This is a genomic window from Methanolobus sp. ZRKC3 (assembly GCF_045291275.1).
GTDB lineage: Archaea > Halobacteriota > Methanosarcinia > Methanosarcinales > Methanosarcinaceae > Methanolobus.
This window is the reverse complement of sequence record NZ_CP146982.1, coordinates 269,818-283,436: the sequence shown is the minus strand read 5'-3', so window position 1 is coordinate 283,436 and position 13,619 is coordinate 269,818. Positions and strand designations below refer to the sequence as shown.

General features: G+C 42.7%; 10 protein-coding genes. 9 read left to right on the top strand and 1 reads right to left on the bottom strand.

The window, feature by feature from the left end:
* Position 1: 1 nt before the first annotated feature.
* On the bottom strand, positions 2 to 856 hold the full coding sequence (locus tag V7O66_RS01350) for a mechanosensitive ion channel family protein (RefSeq protein WP_406661194.1): 855 nt from the start codon (positions 854 to 856) through the stop codon (positions 2 to 4).
* A 269-nt stretch (positions 857 to 1,125) separates the two neighbouring features.
* Here V7O66_RS01350 and V7O66_RS01345 point away from each other — a divergent pair, with 269 nt between their 5' ends.
* The 9 genes from V7O66_RS01345 (at position 1,126) to V7O66_RS01305 (ending at position 13,522) form a co-directional block, all read left to right on the top strand.
* Positions 1,126 to 2,925, top strand: a complete 1,800-nt coding sequence (locus V7O66_RS01345) for a glycogen synthase (RefSeq protein WP_406661193.1) — start codon at positions 1,126 to 1,128, stop codon at positions 2,923 to 2,925.
* A gap of 2 nt (positions 2,926 to 2,927) precedes the next feature.
* On the top strand, positions 2,928 to 3,905 hold the full coding sequence (locus tag V7O66_RS01340; RefSeq protein WP_406661192.1) for a DUF4921 family protein: 978 nt from the start codon (positions 2,928 to 2,930) through the stop codon (positions 3,903 to 3,905).
* A 40-nt stretch (positions 3,906 to 3,945) separates the two neighbouring features.
* On the top strand, positions 3,946 to 5,115 hold the full coding sequence (locus V7O66_RS01335; RefSeq protein ID WP_406661191.1) for a glycosyltransferase family 4 protein: 1,170 nt from the start codon (positions 3,946 to 3,948) through the stop codon (positions 5,113 to 5,115).
* 58 nt (positions 5,116 to 5,173) lie between these two features.
* The gene (gene corA / locus V7O66_RS01330; protein ID WP_406661190.1) at positions 5,174 to 6,238 is read left to right on the top strand and encodes a magnesium/cobalt transporter CorA; all 1,065 of its coding nucleotides are present in this window, start codon (positions 5,174 to 5,176) and stop codon (positions 6,236 to 6,238) included.
* Between the two features lie 127 nt (positions 6,239 to 6,365).
* A complete protein-coding gene (locus tag V7O66_RS01325; RefSeq protein WP_406661189.1) occupies positions 6,366 to 7,493 on the top strand; it encodes an alpha-amylase in 1,128 nt (375 codons plus the stop codon).
* Positions 7,490 to 8,686: a glycoside hydrolase family 57 protein gene (locus V7O66_RS01320; protein WP_406661188.1), complete on the top strand. Its 1,197-nt coding sequence runs from the start codon at positions 7,490 to 7,492 to the stop codon at positions 8,684 to 8,686. The genes V7O66_RS01325 and V7O66_RS01320 overlap by 4 nt, the downstream gene beginning before the upstream one ends.
* Before the next feature lie 43 nt (positions 8,687 to 8,729).
* Positions 8,730 to 9,539 carry a V4R domain-containing protein gene (locus V7O66_RS01315; RefSeq protein ID WP_406661187.1) on the top strand — a complete coding sequence of 270 codons (810 nt, stop codon included), beginning with the start codon at positions 8,730 to 8,732 and terminating at the stop codon, positions 9,537 to 9,539.
* The gene (locus V7O66_RS01310; RefSeq protein ID WP_406661186.1) at positions 9,536 to 11,482 is read left to right on the top strand and encodes a glycoside hydrolase family 15 protein; all 1,947 of its coding nucleotides are present in this window, start codon (positions 9,536 to 9,538) and stop codon (positions 11,480 to 11,482) included. The genes V7O66_RS01315 and V7O66_RS01310 overlap by 4 nt, the downstream gene beginning before the upstream one ends.
* Positions 11,483 to 11,524: 42 nt before the next feature.
* A complete protein-coding gene (locus tag V7O66_RS01305) occupies positions 11,525 to 13,522 on the top strand; it encodes an amylo-alpha-1,6-glucosidase (protein ID WP_406661185.1) in 1,998 nt (665 codons plus the stop codon).
* Positions 13,523 to 13,619: the final 97 nt, after the last annotated feature.

Sequence of the window (13,619 nt, the reverse complement as noted above, 5' to 3'; positions counted from 1 at the left end):
TTCATTCACCCTTTTTTCTGAAGACTACTTCGGTGTGCGGGTAGGCTATCTCAACATCACCTGATACTCTAACCCTATCAAAGATCTCTTTGGTTATATTGGTCGAGTATTCATGCAGGTGACGAGCAGGTGAGAAATACTTGACCTGTACATCAATACCACTTGCCTGGAAATCAAGCCTTATCTCAGGACCACCGGGGCTCATTCCAATGATACCTGCAAGATATTTCCTTGCCGACAGATCGACTATCTCAATGGCATGGTCCAGATTACTCTCATAGGTCACATTCACGACCACCTTGTTCATCACGAAGTCATCATTGGAAGTATAATTGACTATGTTCCTTTCAAACAAAAGCCAGTTAGGAACCATCACTATCCTGCCAGATTTTTCCTCACCGTCTATAAGACCGCCAATCTCGGCTACATGAATGTGGGTCAGTGTTACATCAAGAACATCACCTTTGACATCACCTATTATGATCCGGTCACCTATGTCAAAAGGCCTCTTTGTTACTACCATCATCCAGGCAGCAATACCCGTTATTGGCTTCTGAAGAGCAAAACCCATTGCAGCTGACAAGAATCCCAAGAAGATACCAAAACTCGACCAGGCACTAGAATAGGACAACACTGCGAAGATGATAATCAAAAGTGTGAAAAAATAACGAAATATCTGAGTGAATATCTCTACATTGGATATCTGTTTCTTCGTCTTTGCTTTAAGAAGAAGACCTTTTCTGACCACATTCAATATTGTGTTCAGGATCAGTATCAAAAAAATGACAAACAAAGTCTTGGCTACTACAGACAGAACTTGCTGTGGATCGAATAAAATTGATAAAAATTCACTCACCAGATAATAACCCCTGTCATAACATAAAAAAGAATGTGAAAATGAATGTAAGGATCAACGGAACAGTTTTATCTTAACCTCATGAACTTTTTCTTTCAACAAAAACCCTCATATAAATACACTTATCAATCTGTTTATTAAGTAATTAAAGATATCGTAATGATAGCAAAACATTTTACGTTACAGAATGCGAAAAGATTAACTATCTATCAGATATTTTAAAATACAAGTGGAACTAATGAAATAAGTGACTTTAAGGGAGTTGAAACATGCTGGAGAGCAAATGTATAATTATCACTGGGGAAGAGGCAGGGCCAAAATCGAATAAGATGGGAGGAATTTGGAATGTCATCGATGCCGAAGCAAGAAATCTTGCCAACCTGATAGGTGAAGGTATCATTGAAAAAGAAACTGCTCCCAGAATAATCGTTGCAGGACCTTACTATGGACATAGCGGTGCCGACTGGAACAAGGGGCTGAATCGAATCACGGATATGAGTGAATTCGATGAATACGAAGCCGAAGGTGAACTGCTTGAAATCCTGGAAATATTGAAGTTACGAGGTATTGAATCACATTTGGGAAGCCGGGAGATAAAGGGCATCAAAATACTGTATATCATGTTCAATTGCAAAGACTATTGCAGAGTTCTCGCCGAATACAAATCCAAAAGTATGTCCCTTTCAAATATGATCAAAGCGGAAGCATACGATCTTGTAGGACTTGACTCAATGAGTTTTGAGGATATGAGTAATGGTGTGGAGTATACCCATTACCTGAATCTTTCCTATGCAATTTCTGAATTCATCAAGGTTGCTGTGGAGTCAAGGGAGAAGGCCGCAACTGAATATCACGATAAGGCAATATCAGAATTTGCAGCATCCCTGATGCCTACTGTACATGTTTCACTGCATTGCCATGAATTTGGTACATTCTACGCCCTTGCACGACTGGAAAAACTCGGGATCAGCATCAATACCGTGGCTACATACCATGCAACCCTGCCTGGCAGGTCATCCGGACACCGTTCCATACAAAAGATAATGGAAAACGATAGTTCATGGGATAGCGGCGTACCCGTAAATCTTGCCAAACTCGAGTCACTTTCAGCGTATTCAGATGTCGTAACAGCTGTAGGTGATTCAACAAGTAAGGAGATCAAGCTGTTCTATGATATCGATTCCATCATTGTACGCAACGGAGTTGATCTGGATGATGATGACATTGACTGGGAAAAGAAGATGGCCTGCAGAAAAAAGATACAGGACTTTCTTTCGGAAACAATGTACAGCGTTAATGACGGTAAGAAGATCCCACCTGAGAAGATCATACCAATCTTTTCGATATCACGTATAGAGATCGAGAATAAGGGATACCCGGATCTATTGGATTCACTTGTGATACTTGACAGGATGTTCAAGAACCAGATAGTTGCAGGCCACCTTGATGAGGACTACAGGATAGTGTGTTTCATTGTAGCTGCCCAGGGACCAAAAACCGAGCTTCCGGAAAACTTCCCGATCAACCTGCCTGATGAAGTGCTTGTGGGAGAAGAGATCAGGCTACAACAGATGATCAAGGAAAAAAGGCTTGACTGTCCACACATCCCCAGTGGCAGTAGGCACGTGGCTGCAGTGCTGTATCCGCAATGGATATCTGACCATGATGGAGGGCTCAATATGAGTACCGACGAATTCATGGCAGGATGTATCGCAGGGGTATTCCCCTCCAGATATGAGCCGTTCCTCTTAACAGGACTTGAGGCTGGAAAGGAAGCCACCCCAAGCATTGTTAGTAAGGTATGCGGATTCAGTGATGCACTGAAAACCCTTAAAAGGCTGGTCATGGGAATGGGAGGAGTTATCGTTGTTGATAATATTAACCTGCCCTATATTGAATCCATCTCGGATTATGCCCTTGCCATGGACTACTTCATTGATACCTACACCGATGATATGATCAAATATAATCTGCTTTGTCAGGAAGCGAGTTTGCTTGCAGGTGACATGAGCTGGGATGATCCCATCAAGCAGTACTACGAACTCCTCACAGGAACACGGATGGAATAAACATGTCCGAAATACGCAAGCATTATTTCCTTGAAGAGTACTGCATTGTCGCATCCGGCAGGAGTAAAAGACCCTCTGCCCCGAAAGCCTGTGGTGATGAGAAAAGGTCATCCAGCTGCGTGTTCTGCGCAGGTTATGAGGATAAAACACCTCCTGCAACAGCTGTTTACAAAAATGGTGAGATATTACAGGACAGTGATAATGAGAATATCAAGAACTGGGATATAAGATGCATCCCAAATCTGTTTCCTGCGCTCTCACCTGATGCGGATGAGCCGGAAACATCGGATTTTACTGTGGACAGAGGCTACGGATTCCATGAGGTCATTATAGAGAATCCATTCCATGAAAGCCGGATACACCACTCATCCGATGATGAGATACTGCTACTTATGCAGGCATATCGTGACAGGGTGAATTATTACCAGTCAAAGGACGGGATCAGTTACGTATCACTTTTCAAGAACTGGGGTCAAAAAGCAGGTGCTTCACTTGAGCATACTCATTCACAACTTATTGCTATTCCCTTAATGCCTTCATGCTTCACCAGAGAAATGGACACAATTAAAGAGCTGGACAAGTGTCCCTACTGTGATATTGCAAGCATGGAAAATGATCAAGAGAGATATGTATACGGGAATGAGCATTTTGTTGTCATAGCACCCTATTTTTCCATGGTGCCTTATGAACTATGGATACTGCCTCTCAAGCATGTAAACCACATATCCGGTTTCACGGATGAGATGCTGTTTTCCCTGGGGGATTGCATCAGATCTGCAGTATCAAAACTGAATGAAACAATTCCTGAACTTGCCTATAATTACATGTTCTTCCAGTTAGAACATGAAACGCAATACCACTTCAACGTGCGTATCAAACCGGTAACATCAATAACTGCGGGCTTCGAAAAGAACACTGGCATCTACATCAATACGATGCCTCCTGAAGTCGCAGTGGACCATCTTCTTAACAGAGATTAGACTGTAAGGATAATTCATTTTATTTTAAGGGAGTAATTTCGTGAAAAATACATTAAGAATCGCCATGCTTTCGTGGGAAAGCCTGCATTCGGTCAAGGTGGGTGGACTTGCACCCCATGTTTCCGAACTGGCTGAGGCATTGGCACTGAAAGGTCATGAAGTCCATATATTCAGTCGGAATAAGGATATGACCACATATGAGATAGTCAATGGTGTGCATTACCATCGTGTCAACCATTCTCTTTTCGGAGGAATTGTGCAACAAATGGACAGCATGTGTGATGCCATGTACTCTGCATTCATGGAAGCAAAGGAGAAATTTGGGGACTTTGATCTCGTACACGTCCATGACTGGCATCCGGTAAACCTTGCATGCAGGCTCAAATGGGAACTTGGAATTCCATTTATCATAACCTATCACAGCACTGAATGGGGAAGGAACGGGAATATTCATGGAGACTGGTGGGAAGCCATCGAAATAAGTCATAGGGAATGGAAAGGCGGTTATGAATCAGCCGGGATAATAATAACATCAGTTACATTTAAAAATGAAGTTCAGCACCTCTATCAGGTACCCGATTACAAAGTAGACATCATATCCAACGGGCTCAATGAAGGCAGCATAAGGATGGATGTTGATCCGGGAGAACTTAAAAAGCGGTATGATATACATCCTTATGCACCTGTCGTCCTTTTCGTGGGTCGTATGAACTACCAGAAAGGACCGGACATCCTTGCCAGAGCAATTCCAATGGTGCTTGACCAGAAGTGGGACGCGAAGTTCGTGATCATTGGCGAAGGAGAAATGCGACCTGTATGTGAAAAGATAGTCCATGAGCTCAATGTGCAGGATAGCTGCCGTTTCCTTGGGTACGTTAGTGAAGAGGTAAAGAAGGAATGGATGAATGCGTGCAATCTCATGTGCGTTCCAAGCCGCAACGAACCTTTTGGAATTGTCTTGCTGGAAGCCTGGGATGCCTCCAAGAACATTGTTGCCACCAATGCTGTGGAACTTGTCGACAACTTCGAAAACGGGATAACCACCTACCAAACCCCTGAATCCATAGCATGGGGAATCAATCATGTTTTTGCCAACTATTCCGATGGGGAAATGGGAAGAAAGGGAAAGAAACTGTTGTCTGAGAAATATAACTGGAACAAAATAGCTGACCAGACAGTGGAAACCTACGGGAAGATATTGTCCCCATAAACCCAAATCCTGATGAAACCATATTCATCCTGAAAAGATATGTGAGCAAGTGACCATTATGAAAGACATTAGCAGGGGTACTTCTAAAAAAACAGGAATGATGCCCGGTAGCTTGATCCATATCGGAGAGATGCGGACTGAAAAGATGAGAATAACCGCAATCAATTATGATCAGGATAATTACCAGGAGACTTTAATTGAGAATGTTGAAGATTGCTTTCACTTCAAAGAATCAAAAGGGGTCTCATGGATAAACATAGATGGCATCCATGAAGTTGAAAACATTGAGAAGATAGGCAAACATTTTGGCTTGCATCCACTTGTAATGGAGGATATAGTACATGCCAGTCAGCGCCCAAAAATGGAGGATTTTGGCTCTTACATTTATTTTGTCCTTAAAATGTTTAGGATTGAAGATAAAGAATCAGGCATAAAAGCAGAACAGATAAGCATAATCCTCGGACAAAATTATGTAATCTCATTCCAGGAAATGCAAGGGGATACTTTTGGTGCTGTCAGGGAAAGACTGCAAAATTCCAGGGGACGCATACGTTCAAAAGGAGCAGATTACCTTGCATATGTTCTCCTTGATTCGATTGTAGACAATTATTTTGTCGTTATCGAGAAAATATCAGAATCTATTGAAGAAATAGAAGAAGAGCTTGTGGAAGACCCTGATTCAAGTACGTTACAAAAAATTCATTATCTAAAAAAGGAAATGATCTACCTTCGTAAGTCCATATGGCCACTGAGGGACCTTATAGGTAATCTGGAAAGAACAGAATCGCCACTATTTGATGATTCTACATTTATTTTTCTCAGAGATGTATATGACCATACGATCAGGGTTGCTGATATGATAGAAACATACCGCGATATACTTTCAGGAATGATGGATGTCTATCTCTCAAGTATCAGCAACAAGATGAATGAGGTCATGAAAACCCTGACCATAATAGCCACGGTCTTCATCCCACTTACATTCATAGCCGGGATATATGGAATGAATTTTAAATATATGCCGGAGCTTGAATGGAGATGGGGTTATCATTTCGTATGGGTGATTATCGTATTATTATCTGCCATTATGGTTGTTTACTTTAGAAGAAGAAAATGGTTATGATTTAAGAGGATAAATGACCGGGATTTATAACACATATACACCACCATTTTCTGTGGAAATGGTACGATCTGAAAATAATGATGTCCCTAAAACGGGAAACGAAAATAGCTGATAAAAGGAATGACTCATGAAAGCTGTATGCGTATGTTTTGAAGTTCACCTTCCGCTGCCAACCAGATGGTACTGGCCGCGTGAGGGATATACAACTCCTGCAATGGATAATTATTTTGATATTGAGAGGTCATTTAATAATTATTCGCGATTGCAGCGTGATATCGAAGTGATCAATGATGCCCTGATAGATTCCATTGAAAGAGGAGGGAAGTACACATTCGATATATCAGGGATCTTTATGGAGCAATGCAAGTGGGCACCGGAAATAATGGAAAGTTTCAGGTTGCTGGGAAAGAAAGGAGCGCATTTTGCTGCATCTCCCTATTATCACTCGATATGTTCCCTTTTCCCGGATATACATGAGTTCAGGGAGCAGGTGCAAATGCATGTGAATGCCATTGAAAGTGAATTTGGCATCACCCCTTCAACTTTCATAAATAGTGAACTGCTGCTTGAGCAACGCTCAATGGAAATTATAAAAGAAATGGGATTTGAATGCTTTATTTCCGAAGGTTCACATAACCTTTCAAATGGCATTGGTCCGGTACACGTATACCATAATGATATCCCCACACTGCTAAGGCACATCAATCTCAGTGAGGATATAGAAAAATATTTCTCAGATAAAAAATGGTCCGGATACCCTTTGATCGCAGATAAGTTTGCCACATGGATAGCAAATATGCAGGGAGATATCGTCACCCTGTACATAAAGTATGACTCGCTTCATAACCATCTGCAAAATGGTGAGAAAATAGTGAGCTTCCTTAAGGAGCTGCCTGCAAGCCTTGAAGCTCATGGCATTGAAATGCTCCACCCTGAAGAAGCAGCTGAGAAGTTCAAGGCTGAGAAGTTGCCATCCCTTCAATCAAAAAAGACTGCACGCTATGGCATGCATAACCTGATGGGAAACCATGCACAACACCTGTACCTGCATGAGATCCAGAACATTGGAAAAAAGATTGAAAAAATGAAGCATGGCGACCCTGGGAAAATGAAGGCCATCTTCCGCTATCTTCAGCAAAGCGAGATATTACTGGAGATGGGAAATGACGGATATGGGCATGGATACGAGAAAGCGGTCAATAATTTTTCGATAATATCAGATATCAAAAGAGCTTTACTGGAGGAGGACCGATGAGGTCGATATGCTTTTATTTTGAAGTGCACCAACCATACAGGCTCAAGTGGTTCTGGCCTGAAGGCAGCGGTGGATTTGGCAGGTATTTTGATGAAGAACTGAACAAGGAGATATTCCTGAGAGTTGCAAACAAGTGTTATCTTCCTGCAAATAATACGCTGCTTAAACTAATAGATGAAACGAACGGCAGATTCAAATTCAGCATGTCAGTCACGGGCACGCTTCTAAGTCAGTGTGAGAAATGGGATGATGATACACTTCAATCATTCAGAGACCTGGCAGATACTGGCTGCGTGGAATTTATCGATGAAACGTATTACCATTCTCTTGCATCACTTTTTGAATCCAAAACAGAGTTTGTGGAAGAAGTAAGAGAACACCGTGACATTACTTCAGAACTGCTTGGATTCGAACCTGAAGTGTTCAGAAACACCGAACTGCTGTACAACAATAGTGTAGCTTCGCTGGCTCAGGAAATGGGATACAAGGCGATACTTACGGAAGGTGTTGACAGGCTTCTTGGAATGAGATCACCGAACCACGTATACAAAGCCGCAGGCAGTAATATCGCAGTGCTTCTCCGAAACTTCAAGCTAAGTGACGATATAGGATACAGATTCTCCTCCAGATTGTGGGAAGAGCACCCGCTGACAGCTGATAAATGGGCTCGCTGGGTGTCCTCCGCCATGGGAGATACTGCCAATATTTTCATGGACTACGAGACATTCGGAGAACACCAGTGGGAAGATACCGGAATATTCGAATTCCTCAAGGCCATGCCAGGAGAAGTACTCGATAAGGGAGTGCAATTCTTCACGCCTTCAATGACAGTTGACAGATATGCTCCTGTAGGTGAGATAGACGTCGGGGACTTTTCAACCATCTCCTGGGCAGATATTGAAAGGGATACGAGCGCATGGCTTGGGAATGACATGCAAAGACGCTGTTTCGAGGAAATGAAACTACTTGAGCCATACGTGAGATCCACGGCAGACCCTGAATTGATACGTATCTGGAAGCACCTGCTGACATCGGACCATTATTACTACATGAGTACAAAGTGGCTGGGGGATGGAGATGTGCATTCGTATTTCAGTATACATACCACACCCTATGATGCTGCAGTGAATTTTATGGCTGTTGTTATGGATTTCAAAACCCGGGTATTTGAAAAGCTGGGAAGAATGGAATAATGCTATATGCCTAACAATCCTATATTCATATGGAGTTTTTTGTATGGTACGAGATCTGTATATGTTCTCAAGAGTGGACAACAAAGCAGAAGTGGTTTGGTTCAAGATAGAATATGAAAATACGCTGCATTCCGAAGCGGAGATAACATCTTTCCTTGCGGACAAAGAACTGGACATAAGGTTTGCATATCTTGATTGTTCGGAAGATCCCCACAGGGGAAAATATGTGATATTTACCGAAGTCGATAGAGGCAGAGATCTGGAAGCAATTGTGGACGAACTCAAAAAGATGAATGTGGTACTGAGTGTTGACTACGGGATCTCGAAGAACCGGGTCATGCAGTCAGTAGAGTTCCCCCTCAACCTTCTGGGAGAAAGAGCCATAATCGTGCGTTCCCAAACGTTCGTGAACATCTTGGAAATAATACATGAACATACCCCGCAAGCAGAAGGACTACTGATGCTCACAGGAATAAAAAGCGGATCAGAGATGGTCAAATACCTGCAGGATATCGTTGATGTAAACAAGAACAATTGTCTGGACCTGCTCAGGGAATTATTCATGGCTGCAGGATGGGGCATACTGGAATGTGACGTCGATCATGAAACACTGGTGGGTTCTATAAAAGTGAAGGATTCCTTCATTGCACAGGCATACGGAGAGAATGAGATGCCAGTCTGCGGGTATATCAGTGGTTTTTTTGCGGGCTTCATATCTGCAGTTGCGGGAAGGAATGTTCAGGTACACGAATCATATTGTAAGAGCATGGGATCCGAGGTATGTGAACATCTCGTATCCCCTGCACCGGAAGATATGAGGATAGAGCATGTCATGAGAGGGGAGATCAGTTGATCAAACAACCCAATGCCATCCTCGGAAACGAAAAACTGCTTGTGACAATGGGCAAGAAGGGCGAAATATTCGGTTTCTTCTATCCTGACAGGGACTTTGCCCAGCATATAGAAGAGTCGCAGGCCTGCCTATATGATGGCAAGAAACTTATTTGGTCCACTGACCATGAATGGGTCCCAAACCAGCGATACATTGAGGACACTAACATTGTGCATACAGAACTTCAGCGTAGCGATGGGCTGAAGATGGAGATCATAGATTTCATCCATCCTAAACTTCCTATACTTATCAGGGACTATAAGATCAGTTCCAAAAATGGATTTCATGGGAAATTCTTCTACTATTCCAATTTCCAGGTAGGAGAAATGCAGAAAAAGAATTCTGCATTCTGTGACAGTGAATCGGGCATACTTGTACAATACTGGAAGAACTACAATCTTGGAATATCAACTGTTCCGCAATTTGAAGAGTGGCAGATAGGAAAGGCACTGGATACCATCTGGTGGACAAATGCCAAATACGATATGGAAGACGGTGTACTCCAGAGGGGAAAGGAAGATATCGGCAACATAAACAATGCCATTGGTTGGAAGATAGACATAGATGCTTCAACTGAGGCGAAGTTCACGATCTTCATCGGTGCAGCCCCCACGAGACAACTATTATACAAGCGTCTTCGAAGTGTCCAGGATGAAGCTGTTGAAGAACTTTTTAACGACACACATGATGGCTGGATCAAGTGGCTTTCACGCAAGAAACTTTTAGATATGCCAGAATACACAGGTTTTGAGTTCTTCAAACTTGAGCTGCTGGAAGCATTCAACCGCTCCCTGCTTACACTGAGCATTCTCAATGACCCGGAAAAAGGCTCTTTTGTAGCTGCTCCGGAATTCGATCATGAATTTGAGATGAGCGGAGGCTATGGATACTGCTGGAACCGTGATTCTGCAGAGATAGTAATATCATTGCTTAATGCAGGATACCCTGATTTCAGTGAAAAATTCCTGAGATGGTGCAGGGATACGCAATTGCCTGATGGGTCCTGGTTCCAGAGATACTGGCTGGACGGCAGTTCAGGCCCATCCTGGGGTAATTTCAGTTATTCCACCCAGATAGATGAGACCGGATCCACACTTTTCGCAATTGAACGATACTATCAGAGTCTTGGGAAGAACATCAAGACCGAGTTTTTGGACTGGATGTGGGCAACGGTACTTTGTGCTGCAGAGTACCTGATGAAAAGAACAAACGGTGGTCTTCATGAATCTTGCATCGGCCTGTGGGAAAGCTACGCAGGGATCTTCACCTATACTAACGCCGCCATTTACGCAGGCTTGATCGGAGCTGCGGAAATGGCGGATGATTATAAAGAGACAGAGCTTGCAATCAGGTGGAGGGAAAGAGCATCGCTTATCAAAAGTACAACTATCGAAAAGCTCTGGCTTCCTGAAGGATACTTTGCCAAAGGTATCGTTCACGATAAGATCGACCCAATAGTTGATGCCAGCATCCTGGGTACTTTTGTTCCATTCAACATGCTCTCAGCAGACAATGAAAATGAAAGGGATATGATCTATTCCATTATCAAGAACATCGAAGAAAAGCTCCGGGTTCCCGTTAATGGACATTTTGGCATCAAGAGATATGAGAATGACCCCTATATAGACGGGAACCCCTGGATAGTCACCACCCTCTGGTTATCGAAAGCCTATCTCGCACTGGCAAAGTCAAGAATGGAAACCTATGGAAAGGATGATGAGTTCAACAAGCTGGTGGTCGAGGCTCTCAAATACATAAGATGGTCACTCAAGGGAAGAACGAGCGCCGGAATGTTACCGGAGCAGGTCAATAAACATACCGGCAGACCTTCATGGGCCATACCATTATGCTGGAGCTGTGCCCTGATGTTGGACAACATCGTGATGCTTGATGAGCTTAAATGAAGAAGTTCATACCTTGATTCTTGTTTACGAGCCAGGAAACCTATGAACCCACCCTACAATGACACTGAAAACCAGAGAGAATGGATAATAAGCAACGGTTTGGGTGGATACGCATCCTCGACCCCATCCGGTCTTAATACAAGAAAGTACCATGGTCTTCTGATAGCAGCCATGAACCCACCTGTGGAGAGAATGTTGCTGCTTTCATCCTTGGATGAGGAGATCATTATCGACACGAAGATACATCACCTTGCAGTTCACAAGTATCCAGGAAAGCTTTATCCTGAAGGCTATAAGTACCTGCAGGATTTTTCCATGAAAGAACTTCCCGTTTTTCAATACAATGTTAACGATATCGAGATAAGAAAAAGTATAACGATGATACATGGAGAAAACAGCACCGTTATCCAGTACAATATCTCCAATCCTTCTAATACAGAGTTTAGTTTTAAGGTCCTCCCGCTTATAAACAACAGGAGCATACACCATCTTACCACTTCTGATACAATGGTCTTTGAACAGGAAGCTAGAGATAATGATGTGAGATTGAGTTCAGGGAACGGACAATTTCAGCTTTATTCGAACATGCAATACAGACCTGAAGCATACTGGTACTATGACCTGGAATATGATGTGGAGAGAGACAGAGGTTATCCATACAGAGAAAATAATCTGAATCCGGGCTATTTTCAGATGCATTGCAAGGAAAATGAATTAAGCTTTTTCATTATTGCATCCACCGGGAATAAAGGCGAACTAAATAATACAGATATAAAAAAAATATTTGAAAATGAGCTGCTGCGAAGGGAAGAAGTTGTAGCATCAGCCCATATAGATGATCTCTTCTATCGTAAACTTCTGCTTGCCGGAGATTCATTTATCGTTGACCGGAAAACTACAGGTGCAAAATCCATAATTGCAGGTTACCACTGGTTTGCAGACTGGGGAAGGGATGCGATGATAGCATTACCGGGGCTGACACTTGTAAATGGCAGGTTCGATATTGCAGGGGAGATACTCTCAACTTTCGCATCCCATTGTCAGAGGGGACTCATACCAAATATGTTCCCTGAATTTCCTGGACAGACTCCTGTTTACAACACTGTTGATGCATCACTCTGGTTCATTCATGCCCTTGGAAAATACTTTGACTATACCAATGACACTAAATTTTTAGAAAAGGTCTGGGACACTGTTGAAGATATCATCAATCACTACATATCCGGAACTGATTACAACATAGGGATGGATGAGGACGGCCTTATTTCACACGGAGGGCAGCTAACCTGGATGGATGCGAAAATTGGTGATTTCGAGGTTACCCCCAGAAAAGGAAAGACCTGTGAGATTAACGCTCTCTGGTACAACGCATTGAGATATGCAGAATATATGGGGGACAAAATTGGTAGGGACAACTCTCGATTCAATGGGATCGCTGAAACTACCAGATCAAGTTTCATAGAAAAATTCTGGAACGAAAAAGATGGCTTCCTCTATGATTGTATCTTAGATTCAGGTGAAGCTGGAGATAGAAATAATGAAAACAAAGATGCTTCCATCAGGCCAAACCAGATACTTGCAGTTTCACTCCCCTTTTCCATGCTACCTGAAAGCGTGAGCTTAAGTATTGTTGAAATGGTAGGAAAGAAATTGCTGACACCATACGGACTCAGGACATTATCTCCTGAAGATACCAGATACATTGGAACATATCATGGAAATACAGAAAACAGGGACATGGCATACCACAATGGCACTGTCTGGACATGGTTGCTTGGACATTATATTACAGCCTACAGGAAAACTCACCCGGATTCTCAGGAATGCAGGGAATCTCTGGAAAAGCTTCTGGTCGAACTCAGAATACATATTGATGAGGCAGGACTTGGCAGCATATCTGAGATATTTGATGGCGATGCACCCCACAAACCCAGAGGATGCATTTCCCAGGCATGGAGTGTGGCTGAATTGACACGTGCATATGCAGAGGATGTTTTGCAGGCTTCAAATATCCCGATTCGAAATCTTTATGATAGTTAAAAAATATCAAATATATAGGGATTATCTGATTCCAGTGCATGAACTGGGATTGGTTTCATCACGATGATTGTAGGTAAACTAGATAGATCAGAATATT